Genomic DNA, 18,388 nt, shown 5'->3' on the forward strand with positions numbered 1-18,388 from the left:
GTCGTCGTCGCGGGGGGCCCGAAATCCGGCCTCCCGCAGCGGCGAATTCTTCTGCGTTCGCTCGCGGACGTGGTGACTCGACACGAAATCGGAAGGAATGCGTTGTGTCCACCGGAATGAACTTCGACTTGACCGAGGATCAGGAGCTGATCCGCAAGTCGGTATCTGAGCTGGCAAGCCGTTTTGATGACCAGTATTGGATGGAAAAGGATCTCGCGCACGAGTTTCCGAAAGAATTCTACAAAGCGATCGCCGACGGTGGCTGGCTGGGAATGACCATGCCCGAGGAATACGGCGGTCACGGGCTCGGCATCACCGAGGCGACCTTGCTTCTCGAGGCGGTGTCCCGTTCCGGAGGAGCGATGAACGCCGCGAGTTCGATCCACCTATCGATCTTCGGCATGCATCCGGTGGTGGTGCACGGATCCGACGAGCTGAAGGCGCGCACGCTTCCCCGAATCGTGAACGGCGACTTGCACGTCTGCTTCGGTGTCACCGAACCCGGTGCCGGATTGGATACTTCACGGATCACCACCTTCGCCAAGCGTGATGGTGACAGCTATGTGGTCAACGGCCGCAAGGTCTGGATCTCGAAGGCCATGGAGTCGGAGAAGATCCTCCTCCTCACCCGCACCACGAAGTACGAAGACGTCGAGAAGAAGACCGACGGCATGACGCTGTTCCTCACCGATCTGGATCGCAGCAAGGTGACGATCCGGCCGATCCCCAAGATGGGCCGAAATGCGGTGACCTCGAACGAGTTGTTCATCGATGATCTTCGGATCCCTGTCGAGGACCGTGTCGGTGAGGAGGGCCAGGGCTTCAAGTACCTGCTCGACGGCCTGAATCCAGAGCGGATGCTGATCGCCTCCGAGGCGCTGGGCATCGGCCGGGTGGCCCTGGAGAAGGCTGTCAAGTACGGCGGTGAGCGCGTTGTGTTCAACCGGCCGATCGGGATGAACCAGGGGATTCAGTTTCCGCTGGCCGATGCATTGGCGCACCTCGATGCGGCAGAGCTGGTGCTGCGCAAGGCAACCTGGCTCTACGACAATGGAAAGCCCTGTGGCCGTGAGGCGAACACGGCGAAGTATCTTTGTGCCGAGGCGGGTTTTGCTGCGGCCGACCGCGCCCTGCAGACGCATGGCGGTATGGGTTACTCCGAGGAGTACCACGTCGCACGGTACTTCCGTGAGGCCCGTCTGATGCGGATCGCCCCGATCAGCCAGGAAATGATTCTGAACTATCTGGGTTCACACACTTTGGGAATGCCGAGGAGCTACTGATGACTGTCAAGAGTGGGATGTTTGATCTGACCGGCCGGTCTGCGCTGGTGACCGGCGCTGCCGGTGGCATCGGTTCGGCCGTGGCCGAGGCCTTCGCGGCCGCCGGGGCATCCGTGCTGGTGACCGACATCAATGGTGAGGCGGCTACGCTGGTCGCCAAGCGAATTGTCGAATCCGGCGGAAAGGCCGAAGGTTTCGAGCTCGACGTCAGCGACCGCGAAGGTGCCGATGCGGCAGCGGCGGCCGCGGCGGCACTCACCGACGGTGTGTTGCACATCGTTGTCAACAACGCCGGGGTCACGGCGCCCGCGATGTTCAAGGACACGACCGGAGAGTCGTTCCAGCGCATGCTCGACATCCACCTCAAGGGCGCGTTCAACTGCTCACAGGCGGCACTTCGGTTCCTGCCGACGGACGGCACCGGCCGCATCATCAACGTGACGTCGGCTGCCGGCATCACCGGAACACTGGGTCAGGTCAACTATTCCGCGGCCAAGGCCGGGATCATCGGTCTGACGAAGTCGCTGGCCCGCGAACTCGCACGCAAGCAGATCCTGGTGAATGCGCTGGCCCCGCTGGCCGCCACACCGATGACCAAGACGATTCGCACCAACGAGAAGTTCTCGGAGACAATGCTGAACCGGATCCCGCTGCGACGCTGGGCCGAGCCGGAGGAGATCGCCGGTGCGTTCCTGTTCCTCGCCTCGGACGCTGCGTCCTTCGTCACCGGACAGGTGTTGCCGGTTGACGGCGGCACGGTGATGTGATGACCGACGCCGACCCATCGGTGACACCCGATCACCCAGGCAACCACCCGCAGGCGGGCCCGCTCGCGGGCGTCACGGTGGTGACCCTGGAGCAGGCCATTTCGGCGCCGATGTGTACCCGTACGCTCGCCGACTTCGGTGCCCGGGTGATCAAGGTGGAGAACCCGAAGGGTGGCGACTTCGCACGGCACTACGACGACGTGGTGAAAGGTCAAGCAGCCCACTTTGTCTGGGCCAATCGCGGCAAGGAGTCGGTCACCCTCGATCTCAAGTCCGAGGCCGGAATCGATCTGCTGCACCGGTTGCTTGATGAGGCCGACGCGCTGGTGTCGAATCTGGCCCCGGGTGCGACTGTACGGCTCGGCCTGTCGGGGGACGAGCTGGCACAACGGCACCCGAACCTCATCGCCGTGGAGATCGACGGGTACGGCAGCGGAGGTCCGCTGTCGCACAAGCGGGCGTATGACTTGCTCGTGCAGGCAGAGGCCGGGGTCTGCGCGGTCACCGGCTTCCCGGGTGAACCGGCGAAACCCGGTCCGCCGGTGGCGGATGTCTCGACGGGACTCTATGCGGCACTGTCGATCATCTCGCTGCTCTACTCGCGAGATCGACGCGTGGCACAGGGCAAGGGATCGGCCGAGGTCAAGGTGAGTTTGTTCGACACGGCCGCCGAGGTCATGGGTTATCAGCTGAACTACACCCGCCATTCGGGCGTCGACCAGCAACCTCTGGGCATGAGTTCACCGGCGGTGTCGCCGTACGGTTCGTATCGGACCGCGGATGGGCAGACGGTGGTGCTGGGCACCACCAATGACAGCGAGTGGCAACGTCTGGCACGCGAGATCATCAAACGGGACGACCTCGCCGACGATGCACGTTTCGCGAACAACAGTGGGCGGGTCGCGAACCGCGATGTCCTGCAGAAGGCAGTAGGGGCGTGGTGTGCCGAGCACGACCTGGCCGAGATCCAGCGGATTGCGGACGACGCGGGTATCGGCAACGCGCGGTACAACCTACCGAGTGAGGTCATCGCGCATCCTCAGCTGTCTGAACGAGATCGGTGGCGTGAGATAGATACGCCGAACGGACCGATTCCCGCACTGCTGCCGCCGCCGATCATCTCGGACTTCGATCCGCCGATGGGCGCGGTACCGGGGCTCGGCGAACACACCGAGAAGATCCTGGCCGAAGTCGGGATCGACGAAACCCAGCTGGCGGACTTGCGAGTTCAGGGCGCAGTGGGTCCGGTGTATGAACGCTGAGCCGATCCTGCTGTGCGCTGATCGTGAGGGAGTTCGTACTCTCACGCTGAATCGGCCGCACTGTAAGAATGCGATCAGTCGGGAACTCTGGATTGCCCTGCGAGATGCGCTCATCGCCGCGGGAGACGATCGGGGTGTTCGTGCACTGGTCCTGTCCGGCGCCGGCGGTGCATTCTGCTCTGGTGCTGACATCGCCACCCCGGATCCGACACATCCGACGTACAAGCTGCGGAACCTGACTGCGGTTGCCGAGTTGTTGCACAACCTTCCGATACCGACCATTGCGAAAGTGGATGGTGTCGCTGTGGGTGCAGGATGGAACCTGGCGCTTGGTTGCGATTTCGTGATCGCCACACCCGGATCGGAGTTCTCGCAGATCTTTGTCAAACGCGGTCTGTCGATGGATCTCGGTGGGTCTTGGCTTCTCCCGAAACTTGTTGGTCTGCAACAGGCCAAACGGCTGACAATGCTCGCCGAGACGATCGATGCCGAGCAGGCGCACAAACTCAATCTCGTCACCTGGGTTGTTGCCGCCGATGAGATCGACGGATTCGTCGAGGACCTCACCGGCCGTCTCGCGTCCGGACCGCCGATTGCGTTGGCCCAGACCAAGGCATTGCTCAACGAGGGTGCCGATCGCACGCTGCACGACGCACTTGCCAATGAGGCCCGGGCACAGGCGGCCAACTTTGCAACCGGCGATGCCCAGGAGGCGTTCGCTGCGTTCAGCCAGCGGAGAGCACCGGAGTTCACCGGCCGCTGGGCAGTTCCCAGACCTTCAGCAGAGAACACCGAAGTGGAGAAGTAGATGCGTGAAGTAGTAATTGTCGAGGCGGTTCGTACCCCGGTCGGAAAGCGGAACGGTGGATTGGCCGGCATCCATCCGGTGGACCTGTCGGCTCACGTGCTCGGTGCGCTGGTCGAACGCAGCGGTGTTGATCCCGCGATCATCGATGACGTTGTGTGGGGCTGTGTTTCGCAGGTCGGTGACCAGTCCAGCAACGTCGGCCGCTATTCGGTCCTCGCGGCCGGCTGGCCCGAGTCGATTCCTGGGGTCACGATCAACCGGGCCTGCGGGTCGAGCCAGCAGGCGCTCGATTTCGCGGTCCAGGCCGTCATGTCGGGTCAACAGGACGTTGTTGTCGCCGGCGGCGTCGAGGTGATGAGCCGGGTACCACTGGGTGCGGCTCGCTCCACGGGTGCACCGTACGGACCCAAAGCGCTTGGCCGCTATGAAGGATTTGCCTTCAACCAGGGAATTTCGGCGGAGAAGATCGCTCAGAAGTGGGGCTTCGACCGAACTGCTGTCGACGAGTACTCGGTGCTCTCGCACGAACGGGCCGCGCTCGCACAGGATGCCGGAGCCTTCGAATCCCAGATCGCCGCGGTTCAGACCGACGACGGTGTGGTCACCGCCGACGAGGGCATCCGCCGGGGGAGCACGGTCGAAAGACTCGGAAACCTCAAGCCCGCGTTCACCGATGACGGTGTGATCCACGCCGGGAACTCGTCGCAGATCTCCGACGGTGCGGCCGCCCTGTTGGTGATGACCCCGGAGAAGGCCCGCGAACTCGGACTGAATCCATTGGTGCGCTACACCGCGGGTGCGGTTGTCGGCGACGACCCGGTGCTCATGCTCACCGGCCCGATCCCGGCCACCGCCAAGGTGCTCGACAAGGCCGGGGTGAAGCTGTCCGAGGTCGGGGTGTTCGAGGTGAACGAGGCCTTCGCGCCCGTGCCGATGGCCTGGCTGGCCGAGACGGGTGCCGATCCCGACCTGCTCAATCCACTCGGCGGCGCGATCGCTCTGGGCCATCCGCTCGGTGGATCGGGCGCTGTACTGATGACCCGCATGATCAATCACATGCGTGACAACGGGGTCCGATATGGACTGCAGACGATGTGTGAGGGCGGCGGCACAGCCAACGCCACCCTCGTCGAACTGGTCTCGTGAGAGAGGAATCGAAATGAGACGCGAGGTATTCACCGAGGATCACGAGGAGTTCCGGTCCCTGGCGCGCGACTTCATCAACAAGCGTGTCGTCCCGGAGTATCCGGTCTGGGAGAAGGCGGGCCAGATGCCCCGCGAGATCTTCGCCGAACTCGGGTCGCTGGGATTGCTGGGAATCGCGATTCCCGAGGAATTCGGGGGCGCCGGCCTGCGCGATTACCGCTACAACGTGATTCTCCAGGAGGAGGCGGCCCGCGCACTGGTTACCCTGAGCACGGTCCGGACCCAGCTCGACGTGATCCTCCCGTACTTCCTCGAGTACGCCAATGAGGAGCAGCGCACCCGCTGGTTCCCGGGACTCGCCAAAGGCACCCTGCTCTCGGCCATTGCCATGACCGAACCGGGTACCGGTTCCGATCTGGCCGGCGTCAAGACGAACGCTGTCCGGGAAGGCGATGACTATGTGCTGAACGGAGCCAAGACGTTCATCACCGGCGGATTGCTCGCCGACCTGGTGATAGTCCTGGCCCGTACGTCCACCGATCCGGATAACCGCCGCGGTGGGCTGTCGTTGCTGGTGGTCGAGAACGGCATGCCTGGATTCGAACGCGGCCGGGTGCTCGACAAGATGGGCTGCAAAGTGCAGGACACCGTCGAACTCTCGTTTGATGACGTCCGCGTCCCCGTGAAGAACCTGCTCGGTGAAGAAGGCAAAGCCTTCGGGTACCTCGGACGGAACCTGGCGCAGGAACGTATCGCTGTGGCGGTCGGGTCGGTTGCCCAGGCTCGTGCGGCCGTGGCCACCACGATCGACTACGTGAAAGAGCGCAAAGCGTTCGGCACGCCGGTCAGCTCGTTCCAGAACACCAAGTTCGAACTCGCCGCCATGTCGGCCGAGATCGAGGCCGGCCAGGCGATGCTCGATCGGGCGGTCCTCGACCTCGTCGACGACGAGCTGTCCGGTTCGGATGCCGCGCGGGTGAAATTGTTCTGTACCGAAATGCAGGCGCGAGTCGTTGATCGGTGCTTGCAGCTCTTCGGTGGGTATGGGTACATGGCCGAATACCCGATCGCGAGGCTTTACACGGATGCCCGCGTCGCCCGCATTTATGCAGGTACAAGCGAAGTCATGAAGGTGATCATCGCCAAGTCGCTTGGCTTGTGAGCTGGGTCCCGGGCCGATTTCTGTGAGACCCTTGTCACACGGGCGAAACCAACCTACTATCTGTTCAGTTGGTTGTCCGTGACGAAGGAGCGAAGTGGCTCGCGATCGACCGTATGAAGCTCTCCTTGTCAAGGGGGAGGAGCGCAAACGGCAGATTCTTGACGTTGCGCAACGGTTGCTCGCACGCAATGGTTGGCGAAATACGACTCTGTCGCAGATCGCTGCCGAAGCCGGCGTCAGCTCCGCCGGTTTGCTCCACCATTTCGAGTCCAAGGCACAGCTCTTGCACGCGGTGCTCGAAATGCGCGATGCGGACGACGACCAACATGCCGATCGCGAGGGTGATCTGCTGGAAGGCATCGTGAGAGTCGCCGAGCGATTCGAACGATCGCCTGAATTGATAGGAACGTTTGCGGTTCTCCAAATAGAGAACCTCGAACCGGATGCTCCGTTGCATGATCGCCTGGTCGCCAGGCATCGTGCCTCAATTGACACCGTTGCCGCTGGTATCCGGCGCGGACAGGTCGATGGCAGATACCGCCCGGACTTCGATGCGGACCTGAAGGCCGTCGAAATAGTCGCCTTTCTCAACGGGATGGAAACATCATGGCTGCTGGATCAATCAGTTCCACTCACGGACGTGTTCAAGGAATACGCGCAGGCGCTGGCGAAGGACTTCATGCCGGCGACGAATACATGAAGTACCGCCTGGTGGTCGTTGCACCCACCGCAAACGAGGTCATCCAATACGCGGGGGGCCTGGTGTTCGACCGCGGAATGGCCGGTTGGGACGTCACCGTTCTCGTGCAGGACGATCCCAGCGCTCGAGCACTCCAGATTCTCGGTGCGCATACGGTCGACTTCGATCAGGGGTTCCAGTGGCGTGGGTACGGTTTTCACCCGCAGGCCGTGGTCACCGCAGGATCGCTGTACGAGCGCGACGATCGGGTGCGCGAGGGTGTGCAGCAGATCCTCGGAGATGGCGAGACCGAAGTGACGCTGTTCGGCGACAGCCTGCCGTCCGGACTCGACAAACAGATCGGTACGGTGCGGCACCGTCTCAGCGTTGCCGCCCGGGCGTTCAAGGCGCAGGCGCTTGCGGCAGCATCTCTGCCCACCGAAACCGCCGGTGTCGCGGAGATGTTTCGCTGCAGCAAGACCAGGTCGTGGTGCGGCCTGTCGGATCTGGTTCCGGCCTGATCCGCCTCGATCTCACCTGTGCCCCAACGCAGTAGCGTTGGGGCACAGGTGTTTTCGAGGTATGGGGCGACCGGTCAGGTGAGATGGAGTGCCGGCGCTGCCGCAGTGTGCGAGGTGTTGCCGACGAAGGACTCGATCGGGACGACATCTGCGGCGGCTCCCGACGTGGCGGCCAGCGCGTGTGATTTGAATGCGCGGGCCGCTCTGCTGAGTTGATGTTCGACCGGTATGGCGTCGTTGTCGTCCACTGTCGGCCGGTGCGGGCCCCACAACATTGTGTTGGTGTCGCCGTGGTCGAAAGAATCCAGAACCGCCTCGTGCAACCTGTCGTTGTGAGCGCATAGATCGCCGGCCAGAACCACCTTGTGAGGCCAGGGGCTGCGGCGCCGTGAGGCGAGTGCGGGTTCGAGGTCCATCGCGAGCGCGGTTTCCAGGTCGATGATCCGCGTGCCGAGTATGCGAAGCGGCCGCGGATCAGCTTCGGCCGGTACCAGGACGGTGACGTTCCAGCCTGCCATGACGTGGTCGAACAGCAGACCGCCGGCGTGCTGGACGAGGTCGGTCGGATCGTTGCCCAGGACCGCGAGCCGGTACGGCAGATCTCGATTGCGCGCCTTTCGGCGGACCTGATTCACCAGACGTACGGCGTCGACGAGTTCATCGGTGGTGGCGAAGTCCGGGACCACCGTCATCGTGGTCCGGGCAGGTTCTGGCGACAGTGTGTGTCGTTTGGCCGCTCCGCTCACACGAACATTGTGACCGGGGACCGCGTGGATGGTCGCGATTTCGCCGATTCGATGGCAGTGGTGCTACATGGTGGCGACTCGGCCGGCCCCTACGGGCTGGAGCGCTGGATCACCGGGACTCCAGATTGGGTCGATCCCGGGCGGGGTCGAAGAGTCAATCACCTTGTGCGACAACGGCTGCGACAACGGTGTGGACTGCTGCCGCGAGACGGGCGGTGTGATCGGTCCGAATGTGTTGAAGGACTACGTCGGGGTCCAGGGTGCTCAGCAGGACTCTCGCCACGATCTTGGTGTCGACCTCTGGTCTGGCTTCGCTGAGCACTGGGCGATGTGGCGGTGCCAGAAGGCGTTGATCTCGTCCGCCTGGGTATGAGCGGTCGCGTTGTCGTACGCGATCATGAGCTCGACGTTGTCCACGGTAGGCTCGAACATGGCGTCGAAGAAAGCCAGGAGTCTGTCGGCGGCCGTTGCGCCGGGACCCAATGGTGGTGGCCCGTCGGTCACCGTCTGCCGAAGTGTTTCGGCGCGTTCGACCACCAGTGCTCGCATCAGCCCGGCGCGCGAACCGAAGCGGTGGAAGATCGTTCCCTTTCCGACCCCCCGCGGCGGCGGCAATCTGCTCGATGGAGATGTTGCCGGCGCCGTGCTGCGCGAGAAGAAGGTCCGTCGTATCGAGGATGGCGAGTCGATTGCGAGCTGCATCGCTTCGTACGCGCTTCACACCCTGCTCGCTCATGTATGCACCCTAGTGGTTGACAAGTTGACCGGTGGTCCACATTCTGCGATTACGCCCTCAAGTGGACCGTCGGTCAGTTTACTGGCGGCAGGGAGAGGCTCACCAATCCGCGGCACCGGGCAGATACCAGGCGTCAACGGCGGCCGAAACACATAGCGCCGCAGAATGATCACCGGCCGGCAAAGGATGGAAGCTCGAAGGCCAGAAGCTGCTGATGTAGGCCATAGTGCAAGAGAGATCACATTCGTGTCCGCAACAAGGCCTTCGCGCCACCTACCCAGATTCGCTGCGGCCGAGGGTGAAGAGTTCTACCCCTTTGACATTGGTTCCGTAGGTGACCGATGGAACTGCACGCGTGTACCAGATTCCGGGGATCTCTGCAACGAGCCGCTCCTGTGTGGTCCGCGCCGTGGCTCCCGCGGCGGCGAGCTCATCGAACAGGGCCTGGGCCTCCTCATTGTTCGATTGCTGAAGTTTCACATCCGTGAAATACGGTGAGTCCTCGTTGAACAGTGTCTGCGGGACCTCGTTCTCGCCGTTGTGGACGATCGTGTTCAGACCCTCGGGATCGGCGGCGAGCATCACCGCACGTCGCGCGCGAATACCGTCGAAAGGTGCTCGGCGCTGGTTCATCCTGATGTACTGGCCGCCGCCGGTCGGCACGATTTCGCTGAGGAGTCCGGCGTCGAGCGGAGTGCCGTCGGTGAACGTCAGGCCCGGCTGCAACACGAGAGTGAAGCTGGCGCCGTTGTCGGTGGTGGAGAAGTCGGTTGCCATCTTGTACTCGATCTCGAGGGTGTCGATGCTGTGATCATCAACGTTCCGTACAGGGCGTTGCCCAGAACCGGCTGGAACGCATAGTTGTTCGACAGTGCCGCAGGGTCGAGTGAACGGAGGTTCGGCGGCTTGCAGAATCCTGGCGGTCCCGCCGGGAACCGGTTCTCCCTCGGCTTCCGGGGAGTTCGAGGCTTTCGAAGGATGATGACGGTTCTGCGGTGATCTGTCTCACTGCCGGTGACCATACCCATGTCTGAATTCGATTGTGGCGCTCTCATTGCAAACTTGCGATGATTGACGAGCCACGAATCACCCTGTCCTGCATGAGGAAACGACACAACCCCGCGCGGCCGAGTGCTCGCGCGGGGCGGACTGAGATCCCCGGGTCTATCGCCCAGATTTGCTGAAATCCCAGCTGACCATCTTTTCGGGAACGACCTGGAGCCAGGCGTGCCTACCGTCGTATCCGAACCTGCCGCCGGCATATTTTTCGCCGAAAGCTGTTTCAGGCACGACGAGTTCGTCGCATGGCTCGCCAGTTCGAGGGATCTCGCCGACCGGGGTGGCCTTGCCGATGATCTCGACACCACGCAGGTCGTTGAAGCTCTCTCCGGCGTCGACGAGCACCGAGACCCGCGGATCTCTCACAGGTCGGTCCAGCGTTGGCTCTTCACAAGGGAATTGAGCCACAGTGCCTTCCCGTCCCAGATGTACCACAGCGCCGACATGTGCGGTGCGCCTTCTCCAGTCGGGACGGCAGAATATCGGCCACCACCACGTGTTGGGCACCGCTCAGCTTGAAACCGATGACCGCGCCGAGACCGATCGGCCCGCCACCGAACACGACGACGGTGTCGCCGGCCTTGACGCCGGTGCGGTTGACCGCATGCCGGGCCACTGCCATCGGCTCGTTGAGCGCAGCGACGTGAAACGGTACCTCGGGAGGAAGGATCGCGAGATTGACCCCGACCCGAGCACGTTCTATGAGTACGTACTCCGAGAGTGCGCCGACCGGTCCGCCACTGCCCAACATGTTCGCGCCATCGGCCATCGGATTGATCACGACGTGATCGCCGACGGCGATGCCCTCGACCTTGGCGCCGACCTCGACGACCTCACCGGCCGGCTCGTGGCCGAGGGGAGTCTTGCCCTGCAGAGGTGGAATGCCTCCGATTTCGACGTAGAAGCCGTTGGATCCACAGATGCCACAGGCTCGCATCTTGATCAGGACGTCATCGGGTCCCGGTGTCGGAGTGGGTATCTCGACTATGGCCGTCGATCCAGCGCCGGACACGATCACCGATTTCATCTCTTGACCTCGATGAGGATCTTGCCGATGGCTTTGCCGTCGGCGACGAGACGCAGTGCTGCGGCAGTTTCCTCGAGCGGAAAACTCGCACCGACGTGGGGCCGGATCCGGCCATCTTTCAGCAGACCGGCGAGCTCTTCCTCGTTGCGCCCGAACTCGTCCGGCGGGAGGTCTTGGAACTGAAACCCGAGGACGTGAACACCCTTGACAAGAACGAGATTGAGCGGAATCCGGGGAATGGTTCCGGATGCGTATCCGATGGTGACGAAGCGTCCACCCCGGCCGAGGGTGCGGAGCGCGGCCTCGGAGAGGTCGCCACCCACCGGGTCGATCACCGCGTCAGCACCGTCGGGCAACAGCTCGCGCAGAGTCTTGCGCAAGTCGGTCTCCCGATGGTTGACGAAGTTCTTGGCCCCGTAACTCATTGCCACATCCAGCTTTTCGGCCGACGAGGCGACGGCGGTGACGGTCACGCCCAGCGCGGCACAGAGCTGTACCGCGGCCAGGCCGACACCGCCGCCGGCGCCGAGCACGATCACGTGATCACCGGCTTCGACCCGGGCGACCGAACGCAGGGAGTGATACGCGGTTCGGTACGCGACGCCGAAGGCGGCGGCCACCGACTCGTCGACACCGTCCGGGATCCTGCTCAGGCCCTTGGCCTTCGCGACGACTTCCTCGGCGAACGCGCCGACGATGCCGGTACCGGTGACGCGGTCACCGACCGCGACACCGATCACGTCCGGGGCGACTTCGGTCACCACTCCGGCGAACTCGCTGCCGGGTGTGAACGGTACCGGGATCTTGATCTGGTACTCGTTCGCGATGACCAGCACGTCCGGGAAGTTGGCTGCTGCCGCGACCACGCCGACCCGCACCTGGCCGGAGTCCAGCTCAGGAGACGGAACATTCTCTACCCGAACAACTTCCGGTAGCCCGTGGGTCGAGCAGACAACAGCTCGCATCGTCCCTACCGGCCCTTCCAATTCGGTGTCCGCTTCTCGATGAACGCAATGGCACCTTCTTTGGCATCGCTGCTGCTGAAGACGGTCTTCTGCCAATCGCCGATCTTCTGATCGGCAAGAGCGCTGTCCGAGACCGAGAGTCGAACGAGTTCCTTGATCGCAGCCAGGCCCAGGGGTGCGTTCGCGGCTACCCGCTGGGCATAGCCGATAGCGGTTTCCAGCACGTCCTCTGGGGCGGCAACAGCGTTGACCAGCCCGAGCTCGTATGCCCGGTCAGCGGTGATGAAGTCGCCGGTCAGCGTCATCTCCAAGGCGACGCTCAGCGGTATTCGCGTTCCGATGGTGGTGCCGCCCCCACCGGGGAACAGACCGCGTTTGACCTCTGGCAGACCGAACTTCGCAGCCGACGACGACACGATGATGTCGCAGCCGAGAAGCAGTTCGAGACCGCCGCCGATGGCGGTGCCGTTGACAGCGCCGATCACCGGGATGGCCAGTTCACCCTTGGTCAGCTTGCCGTAACCCTCGGACGAAAAGTCGCCGCCCTCGGCGAAAGCCTTCAGGTCCATACCCGCACAGAACGCGCGGTCACCGGCTCCGGTGAGCACGATGGCGCGGATCTCGGGGTCGGCCTCTGCTTCCAGAGCCGCCGTCCCGATCCCGCGAAGCAGGCTGTCGGTGAGCGCATTTCGCGCGTCGGGGCGATTGAGCCGCAGGACCTGGACAGCACCCCGCCGCTCGATGACGAGTCCTTCGGTACCGGTCATGACTTGTAGTCGCTCGACGCGGCGAAATCGGCTGCTCCACGCATGAGCTGCGGGACGATCGAGCCGAAGGACTGCAGCTTGTGATCGTCGCCGGCGCGCTGGAAGCCCTGTTCGAGGACGATGGCGAGCTTCCACTTGGCCAGGACCAGGTAGTAGTCGAGGTCGTCGACCTGACGGCCCGACACCTTGGCGTAGTGGTCGACCATCTCCTGCTTCGACGGCATTCCGGACAGGTCGACGTAGCTGGAGGTGGCGGCCTCGGGTGCGCTGGTGTCTTCGGGCCAGCCCTGAATCATCCACGCCAGGTCCAGCTTCGGGTCACCGACCGTGCCCATTTCCCAGTCGACGATGGCGGCGAGCTGAGCCGGTGCGCCTTCCTTGAACATCACGTTGGCGAACTGGTAGTCACCGTGCATGAGGCCGGGGATGAAGTCGAGCGGCTTGTGGGCATTGAGCCAGGCGGTCGACTCGTCCATGCCGTCGAGCTCGCGACCCTTGATCCGATCGAAGAAGCTCGTCCACCGGGTCACCTGGCGTTCGTGGAAGCCGTCCGGGCGACCGAGGTCTTGCAGACCCTTGGCCTGCCAGTCGACCTTCGACAGCAGCGCGATGCCCTCGGCGAGCTGGAAAGCCAGCCCGCGACGCAGTTCGGGGTCGCTGGTGAACGGTTCTTTCCACTTCTTGTTGTCCATCGGCGACCAGCCGTCGACGAATCCCATGAGGTAGAAGGCCCTGCCGAGAACAGAAGTGTCCGAGCAGGCAGCGATGGCCTTGGTGTGCGGCACATCGGTGCCGTCGAGGGCCTCGATGATGCGCCATTCGCGCATGATGCCGTCGTCACGGTTGGCCGGCGCGGCTGCCGGTGGGAGCCGGATCACGCTGACATGCTCACCGCGGGTGAGCTTGTAGATTTCGTTCTGCGTGCCGCCGGAGAGGAACTTGGTCTCGAGCGGTTCGCCCTTTCCGGGTAGGTTCTGCTCGTCCATCCAGGCGGCGAGTTTTGCGGTGTCGATCATAGGTTCCCCACTTCGAGTTCGAGGTATTCGGCGTACTTCGCCTTGGCAGCAGCTGTTTTCCTGGGAATCCACTCGGTGGGCCAGAGGTCATCGGTGGCCTTGTAATCGCGCAGGACTTGCTTGGCGACGGTCATCTTGTGGACCTCGGTGGGTCCGTCCGCGAGTCCCATCACCGCGGCGCCGTGCACCATCGTCAGGAACGGCATCTCGTTGGTGACACCCAGGGCGCCGTGGACCTGCATCGCGCGCCAGGCGATGTCGTGCAGGACCGTCGGCATGATCACCTTGGCGGTGGCGATGTCCTTGCGGACCTTCTTGTAGTCGTTGTACTTGTCGATCTTCCAGGCGGTGTTCAGGACGAACAGCCGGAACTGCGCCAGCTGCGCGTACGAGTCGGCGATGTAGCCCTGGATGAACTGCTTGTCGGCAAGGCGGCTGCCGGCCGTTTCACGACTCAGCACGCGCTCGCACATCATGTCGATTGCCTTCTGCGCCAAACCGATCGTCCGCATGGCGTGATGGATCCGTCCACCGCCGAGGCGGGTCTGGGCCACGGCGAAGGCCTGGCCTTCTCCACCGAGCAATGCACTGTCCGGGACGCGGACGTTGTCGTAGTGGATGAGTGCGTGGGTGCCCTCGTCCATCGGCTCGCCGTGCAGGCCGACGTTGCGCTCGATGATGACGCCGGGGGTGTCGGTGGGGACCAGGAACATCGACATGCCCTTGTAAGCGCTGACCTCGGTGTTGGTGACCACCATGACGATGAGGAAGGACGCGGTCTTCGCGTTCGATGAGAAGTACTTGTAGCCGTTGATGATCCAGTGATCGCCGTCGCGGACCGCGCTGGTCTTGAACTGGGTCGGGTCGGCGCCGGCCTGTGGCTCGGTCATCGAGTAGCTGGAGAAGCACTCGCCGTCCAGCAACGGCTGCAGATACTGCTTCTTCTGTTCTGGCGTGCCGTAGTGGGCGATGATCTCGGCGTTGCCGGTGTCCGGGGCCTGGCAGCCGAAGACGATCGGCGCCCAGGATGACCGGCCGAGGATCTCGTTGAGGAGCGCCAGTTGGAGCTGGCCGTAACCCTGCCCGCCGAGGTCGGGACCGAGGTGGGTTGCCCACAAGCCCTCGTCGCGAACCTGCTGTTTCAGCGGATCGATCGCCTTGCGGCGGCCGCCGTCGAGCGGTACGAACTGCATGTGCGGCCACGCGAGGTCAAGCGGTTCGACTTCTTCGCGGACAAACTCATCGGCCCAGTCCAGTTTCGCCTGGTAGTCCGGGTTGGTCTCAAAATCCCATGCCATGGAGGCCTCCTCGTTTCGTGTGCCAGAATATCATTCTGGCGATACGGAACACAATTCTTACTTAGTGTGAAGATCGTTCCGAACATGGAGTGCAACGAAAGGTGGTCGCGAGTTCATGAAGGCTGAAGACCTGTTTCACGTGGGAATCGTCACGCACGATTTGGAGGCGACCCAGACCCAGTTGTCGTCATTGCTCGGGTACGAGTGGGGGCCGGAGGTCGGTGCTCCCATCGAGGTCACGCTGCCGCCGGGGCTCGTGACGGTCGAGGTTCGATGCGCGTTCTCGATCACCACCCCGCGCCTCGAGGTTGTCCGGAGCGTGCCGGGCACGTTCTGGGAACCGGCCGAGGGATCCGGGGTCCACCATGCCGGCTATTGGTCGGATGACGTCGATGCCGATGCAGCCGAGCTGACGAGTCAGGGTTACGTCACCGAAGCGACCCGCAGCGGTCCGGACGGATCGTTGTTCTTCGCATTCCTGCGCAGTGATACCGGTTACCGGATGGAACTGGTGACCCGGGCGGCCGAGCCGCACATGCAGCAGTGCTGGGCTCACCACTGATGGGCACCGTGGGCATCGTCACCGGAGCCGGCCGTGGGATGGGCCTCGAGGTCGCCAAGCGGCTCACCGGTCTGGTGGACACACTGGTTCTGGTCGACCTGGACGAGGCAACCGTGATCGCGGCGGCGGAGGAATTGAGCGGTGGTCACGCGGTTGTCGAGCCTTTTGTCCTCGACATCACCGATGTGGGCGGACTGGGGCGGCTGGTTGCCCGTGTCGACGAGCTGGGAACGTTGCGTGCGGTGGCCCATGTCGCCGGGATCTCACCGACCATGGCGGATTGGCGCCGGATCTTCACCGTCGACCTGATCGGAACGGCGAAGCTCGCGGAGGTACTCAGACCACTGGCGACCGGTGACACCGCGTGGGTCACGTTCGCCTCGATGGCGCCGACGATCGGTGGCCTCGAGGTTGACACCGTCACTGGCGCGATTCTCGACGATCCGTTGCACGATGAGTTTCTCGACCGGATCCACGCGAGTTTCGGCTCGATGGTCGAGCATCCCGGTGTGGCCTATTCGCTGGCCAAACTCGGGGTCAAGCGTTTTGCCCAACATGAGGCGGTGCGCCTGGGTCCCGCCGGCGGGCGCATCTGCTCGATCTCACCGGGTCTCATCGACACACCGCAGGGACGACAGGAAGCTGCGGACAACCCTCGGATGGCGGCCTGGGCGGAGCAGACTCCGCTGGGCCGATTCGGGCGGGCCGAGGAAGTCGCCGCGGTTGCTGCGTTCGTGCTGTCGGCCGACGCGAGCTTTCTCAACGGCATCGACCTATTGGTTGACGGTGGAGTCTGCGCCGCTGTGCGCGGCCCCGGCGCAGCTACCTGAGAATGATTGAGAGGCAACAACATATGGCCAAGGGAATCTATGTTGTCGAATCACGACCGGCTTCGCCGGACGTCGATGCCGAATTCAACCGCTGGTACAAGGAGATCCATCTGCCCGAAATGATTGCGATCGACGGCATCAGGTCCGCGCGGCGGTTCGCGCCGGGCGATGAGGGCGGACCCTACATCGCGATCTACGAGCTGGAAGGCGACGAGTTGACGGCGATTGTGGAGAGGATGGTTGCCGCGGCGCGATCGGGTGCACTGACGTTGTCGAAGTTGCAACAACTGGATCCGCCGCCGGCGACGCGGCTGCTCGAACTCACCACTGAGTACCCTGCTGTGGACGGGCACCAATAATCTCTATGATGTGGACAAGCAGATGAGTGGGGACACAGCGGACGATCTGGCGAGCCGAATCGCCGAGCGCTCTCTGGCGAAACGGGGAGCGAACTATGCTGCCGAAGTGCGCCGGTTGCTTGACGCCGCATTGGCCGTGATGAAGGAGCGGGGGACCGCGTCACGGCCGCGGGTGGCCGACATCGTGGCCGCTGCGGGATTGTCGAACGAGGCCTTCTACCGGCACTTCTCGTCCAAGGACGCACTGGTGGCCGCGTTGCTGGAGGACGGCACCCTGCGTCTGCGCAGGTATGTCGACCATCAGATGAACAAGGAACCCACTCCCGAGCGCAAGATTCGCCGCTGGGTCGAAGGTGTGCTCGCGCAAGCCATCGGAGAGACCGCGGACACCACACGCGCGGTGGAGTGGAACGCCGGAGGCCTCGGTGAAGACAGTATGAAGGCCAAGTTGTCTGCGGACCGTCCGATGGCGTCGTTGCTGCACGAGCCGTTCACCGAGCTGGGCAGTGCCGAACCCGATTTCGATGCACTGCTCGCCTCCCACGCGGTGCTGGGGATGCTCGCGGACTACCTGTGGCGACGAGTTGAACCGTCCGCCGCCGACATCGACCGCATCTACGAGTTCTGTCTGCGGACTGTCAACCCCCGTTGACAGGTCGCAGGCTGCGCAGGAAGAGCTGTACCGCGGCGTCGATGTGACGGTCCTGCTCCTCGGTGTCCCGCACGATACCGAATGATGCCAGGCGCGACTGGCCGCCGACCATGCCGAGGAAGAGCTCGGCGAGCATGCCCGGGTCCTCGGCCACGATCGCCCCGGTAGCCGAGTGCCTCACCAGCAGGTCGACGACAAATTGCTTGCGCGGCCAGAAGCCGGTGCCGTATGTGCGACGGGCGATTTCGGGATAGCGCGAGGCGTGGGCGATGGCGATCTGCTCGAGTTTGATCATCGAGGGATTGGTCGCACGGCGAATGGCTGCCCGGGCCACGGCCGTCAGGGCGGACTCGAGGTCGTCGGGGTCGGGCGCGGGTGGTTCGGGCTCGGGCCAATCATGCTGCTGGAGGGCCCACCCCAGTACTGAACGGAAGACGTCCTCCTTGGTCGGGAACCGGGCGTAGAGGGAGGGCTTTGTGGTGCCTGCCGCGGCGGCGATCGCGTTCATCGACGTGCCCTCGTAGCCATGTTGCAGGAACTCGTCGAGCGCACATTCGCGGATCTTGCGATCGAGTTCGCCGGCCTGTGCTTTGGTCGGACGGCCGCCGCGGTTGCGGCCGGGGCTGCTCGCGGGGCCGGCGGAGTTGGTCGACGTCACCCGGAAAAGTCTGCCATCCGTAGCCCTGGACAGAAAACCATACCCGCGGGTATGGTTATTGGAGTGGCGCTCCGGCGCGCTTTCG

At 63.6% G+C, this 18,388-nt stretch carries 21 protein-coding genes and 1 pseudogene; 12 read left to right on the forward strand and 10 right to left on the reverse strand.

What is annotated here, in order from left to right:
* The first annotated feature begins 116 nt into the window (after nt 1-116).
* The 8 genes from VIQ49_RS01745 to VIQ49_RS01780 all read left to right on the forward strand — a co-directional run bounded on the left by VIQ49_RS01745 (nt 117) and on the right by VIQ49_RS01780 (nt 7,628).
* Nucleotides 117-1,283, forward strand: a complete 1,167-nt coding sequence (locus tag VIQ49_RS01745) for an acyl-CoA dehydrogenase family protein (protein WP_331880251.1) — start codon at nt 117-119, stop codon at nt 1,281-1,283.
* A complete protein-coding gene (locus VIQ49_RS01750) occupies nt 1,283-2,050 on the forward strand; it encodes an SDR family NAD(P)-dependent oxidoreductase (RefSeq protein ID WP_331880182.1) in 768 nt (255 codons plus the stop codon). Before VIQ49_RS01745 ends, VIQ49_RS01750 begins: the two co-directional genes overlap by 1 nt.
* Complete coding sequence (locus VIQ49_RS01755) at nt 2,050-3,312, forward strand: CaiB/BaiF CoA-transferase family protein (protein ID WP_331880183.1); 1,263 nt, start codon at nt 2,050-2,052, stop codon at nt 3,310-3,312. The genes VIQ49_RS01750 and VIQ49_RS01755 overlap by 1 nt, the downstream gene beginning before the upstream one ends.
* Nucleotides 3,302-4,120: an enoyl-CoA hydratase/isomerase family protein gene (locus VIQ49_RS01760; RefSeq protein WP_331880184.1), complete on the forward strand. Its 819-nt coding sequence runs from the start codon at nt 3,302-3,304 to the stop codon at nt 4,118-4,120. The genes VIQ49_RS01755 and VIQ49_RS01760 overlap by 11 nt, the downstream gene beginning before the upstream one ends.
* The gene (locus tag VIQ49_RS01765; protein WP_331880186.1) at nt 4,121-5,266 is read left to right on the forward strand and encodes a thiolase family protein; all 1,146 of its coding nucleotides are present in this window, start codon (nt 4,121-4,123) and stop codon (nt 5,264-5,266) included.
* Nucleotides 5,267-5,279: 13 nt separating this feature from the next.
* Entirely contained in the window at nt 5,280-6,428 is a 1,149-nt protein-coding gene (locus VIQ49_RS01770) for an acyl-CoA dehydrogenase family protein (RefSeq protein WP_331880188.1), read from the forward strand.
* Between the two features lie 94 nt (nt 6,429-6,522).
* Nucleotides 6,523-7,128 (forward strand): helix-turn-helix domain-containing protein, encoded by a 606-nt coding sequence (locus tag VIQ49_RS01775; RefSeq protein WP_331880190.1) that lies wholly within the window; start codon nt 6,523-6,525, stop codon nt 7,126-7,128.
* The gene (locus tag VIQ49_RS01780) at nt 7,125-7,628 is read left to right on the forward strand and encodes a hypothetical protein (RefSeq protein WP_331880192.1); all 504 of its coding nucleotides are present in this window, start codon (nt 7,125-7,127) and stop codon (nt 7,626-7,628) included. Before VIQ49_RS01775 ends, VIQ49_RS01780 begins: the two co-directional genes overlap by 4 nt.
* Before the next feature lie 74 nt (nt 7,629-7,702).
* On the opposite strand, the gene VIQ49_RS01785 is transcribed toward VIQ49_RS01780, so the two are convergent.
* From VIQ49_RS01785 to VIQ49_RS01825, 9 genes and pseudogenes are all read right to left on the reverse strand, one after another.
* Entirely contained in the window at nt 7,703-8,374 is a 672-nt protein-coding gene (locus VIQ49_RS01785; RefSeq protein ID WP_331880194.1) for a hypothetical protein, read from the reverse strand.
* A 264-nt stretch (nt 8,375-8,638) separates the two neighbouring features.
* Nucleotides 8,639-9,076: a TetR/AcrR family transcriptional regulator gene (locus VIQ49_RS01790; RefSeq protein ID WP_331880196.1), complete on the reverse strand. Its 438-nt coding sequence runs from the start codon at nt 9,074-9,076 to the stop codon at nt 8,639-8,641.
* 307 nt (nt 9,077-9,383) lie between these two features.
* The gene (locus VIQ49_RS01795; protein ID WP_331880198.1) at nt 9,384-9,887 is read right to left on the reverse strand and encodes an ABC transporter substrate-binding protein; all 504 of its coding nucleotides are present in this window, start codon (nt 9,885-9,887) and stop codon (nt 9,384-9,386) included.
* Between the two features lie 387 nt (nt 9,888-10,274).
* Entirely contained in the window at nt 10,275-10,535 is a 261-nt protein-coding gene (locus VIQ49_RS01800) for a hypothetical protein (RefSeq protein ID WP_331880200.1), read from the reverse strand.
* 88 nt (nt 10,536-10,623) lie between these two features.
* A pseudogene (locus VIQ49_RS01805) lies at nt 10,624-11,196 on the reverse strand (zinc-dependent alcohol dehydrogenase); the annotation flags it as partial.
* On the reverse strand, nt 11,193-12,161 hold the full coding sequence (locus tag VIQ49_RS01810; protein ID WP_331880202.1) for an NADPH:quinone oxidoreductase family protein: 969 nt from the start codon (nt 12,159-12,161) through the stop codon (nt 11,193-11,195). The gene VIQ49_RS01810 and the pseudogene VIQ49_RS01805, both read right to left, overlap by 4 nt.
* 5 nt (nt 12,162-12,166) lie before the next feature.
* Nucleotides 12,167-12,928: an enoyl-CoA hydratase-related protein gene (locus VIQ49_RS01815; protein WP_331880204.1), complete on the reverse strand. Its 762-nt coding sequence runs from the start codon at nt 12,926-12,928 to the stop codon at nt 12,167-12,169.
* Nucleotides 12,925-13,944 carry a phosphotransferase family protein gene (locus tag VIQ49_RS01820; RefSeq protein ID WP_331880205.1) on the reverse strand — a complete coding sequence of 340 codons (1,020 nt, stop codon included), beginning with the start codon at nt 13,942-13,944 and terminating at the stop codon, nt 12,925-12,927. The genes VIQ49_RS01815 and VIQ49_RS01820 overlap by 4 nt, the downstream gene beginning before the upstream one ends.
* Complete coding sequence (locus VIQ49_RS01825; protein ID WP_331880207.1) at nt 13,941-15,242, reverse strand: acyl-CoA dehydrogenase family protein; 1,302 nt, start codon at nt 15,240-15,242, stop codon at nt 13,941-13,943. Before VIQ49_RS01825 ends, VIQ49_RS01820 begins: the two co-directional genes overlap by 4 nt.
* A 115-nt stretch (nt 15,243-15,357) precedes the next feature.
* Between VIQ49_RS01825 and VIQ49_RS01830 the strand changes: the two genes are divergently transcribed.
* The 4 genes from VIQ49_RS01830 to VIQ49_RS01845 are packed head-to-tail and all read left to right on the forward strand — an operon-like array spanning nt 15,358 to nt 17,645.
* Nucleotides 15,358-15,804: a VOC family protein gene (locus VIQ49_RS01830; protein WP_331880208.1), complete on the forward strand. Its 447-nt coding sequence runs from the start codon at nt 15,358-15,360 to the stop codon at nt 15,802-15,804.
* Nucleotides 15,786-16,634 (forward strand): SDR family oxidoreductase, encoded by an 849-nt coding sequence (locus VIQ49_RS01835; protein WP_331880209.1) that lies wholly within the window; start codon nt 15,786-15,788, stop codon nt 16,632-16,634. The genes VIQ49_RS01830 and VIQ49_RS01835 overlap by 19 nt, the downstream gene beginning before the upstream one ends.
* A 23-nt stretch (nt 16,635-16,657) precedes the next feature.
* A complete protein-coding gene (locus tag VIQ49_RS01840) occupies nt 16,658-16,993 on the forward strand; it encodes a hypothetical protein (RefSeq protein WP_331880210.1) in 336 nt (111 codons plus the stop codon).
* Between the two features lie 22 nt (nt 16,994-17,015).
* The gene (locus VIQ49_RS01845; protein ID WP_331880211.1) at nt 17,016-17,645 is read left to right on the forward strand and encodes a helix-turn-helix domain-containing protein; all 630 of its coding nucleotides are present in this window, start codon (nt 17,016-17,018) and stop codon (nt 17,643-17,645) included.
* On the opposite strand, the gene VIQ49_RS01850 is transcribed toward VIQ49_RS01845, so the two are convergent.
* The gene (locus tag VIQ49_RS01850) at nt 17,632-18,303 is read right to left on the reverse strand and encodes a TetR/AcrR family transcriptional regulator (protein WP_331880212.1); all 672 of its coding nucleotides are present in this window, start codon (nt 18,301-18,303) and stop codon (nt 17,632-17,634) included. The two genes, VIQ49_RS01845 and VIQ49_RS01850, sit on opposite strands and share 14 nt — an antisense overlap.
* Nucleotides 18,304-18,388: the final 85 nt, after the last annotated feature.

The sequence above is a fragment of the Williamsia sp. genome, from assembly GCF_036566845.1.
Lineage (GTDB): Bacteria > Actinomycetota > Actinomycetes > Mycobacteriales > Mycobacteriaceae > Williamsia.

Bases quoted from the DNA above. Each gene is read 5' to 3' on its own strand.
- VIQ49_RS01745 (WP_331880251.1), top strand. From the start codon at position 117: ATGAACTTCGACTTGACCGAGGATCAGGAGCTGATCCGCAAGTCGGTA.
- VIQ49_RS01750 (WP_331880182.1), top strand. From the start codon at position 1,283: ATGACTGTCAAGAGTGGGATGTTTGATCTGACCGGCCGGTCTGCGCTG.
- VIQ49_RS01755 (WP_331880183.1), top strand. From the start codon at position 2,050: ATGACCGACGCCGACCCATCGGTGACACCCGATCACCCAGGCAACCAC.
- VIQ49_RS01760 (WP_331880184.1), top strand. From the start codon at position 3,302: ATGAACGCTGAGCCGATCCTGCTGTGCGCTGATCGTGAGGGAGTTCGT.
- VIQ49_RS01765 (WP_331880186.1), top strand. From the start codon at position 4,121: ATGCGTGAAGTAGTAATTGTCGAGGCGGTTCGTACCCCGGTCGGAAAG.
- VIQ49_RS01770 (WP_331880188.1), top strand. From the start codon at position 5,280: ATGAGACGCGAGGTATTCACCGAGGATCACGAGGAGTTCCGGTCCCTG.
- VIQ49_RS01780 (WP_331880192.1), top strand. From the start codon at position 7,125: ATGAAGTACCGCCTGGTGGTCGTTGCACCCACCGCAAACGAGGTCATC.
- VIQ49_RS01790 (WP_331880196.1), bottom strand. From the start codon at position 9,076: ATGCAGCTCGCAATCGACTCGCCATCCTCGATACGACGGACCTTCTTC.
- VIQ49_RS01795 (WP_331880198.1), bottom strand. From the start codon at position 9,887: ATGGCAACCGACTTCTCCACCACCGACAACGGCGCCAGCTTCACTCTC.
- VIQ49_RS01810 (WP_331880202.1), bottom strand. From the start codon at position 12,161: ATGCGAGCTGTTGTCTGCTCGACCCACGGGCTACCGGAAGTTGTTCGG.
- VIQ49_RS01815 (WP_331880204.1), bottom strand. From the start codon at position 12,928: ATGACCGGTACCGAAGGACTCGTCATCGAGCGGCGGGGTGCTGTCCAG.
- VIQ49_RS01820 (WP_331880205.1), bottom strand. From the start codon at position 13,944: ATGATCGACACCGCAAAACTCGCCGCCTGGATGGACGAGCAGAACCTA.
- VIQ49_RS01825 (WP_331880207.1), bottom strand. From the start codon at position 15,242: ATGGCATGGGATTTTGAGACCAACCCGGACTACCAGGCGAAACTGGAC.
- VIQ49_RS01830 (WP_331880208.1), top strand. From the start codon at position 15,358: ATGAAGGCTGAAGACCTGTTTCACGTGGGAATCGTCACGCACGATTTG.
- VIQ49_RS01840 (WP_331880210.1), top strand. From the start codon at position 16,658: ATGGCCAAGGGAATCTATGTTGTCGAATCACGACCGGCTTCGCCGGAC.
- VIQ49_RS01845 (WP_331880211.1), top strand. From the start codon at position 17,016: ATGAGTGGGGACACAGCGGACGATCTGGCGAGCCGAATCGCCGAGCGC.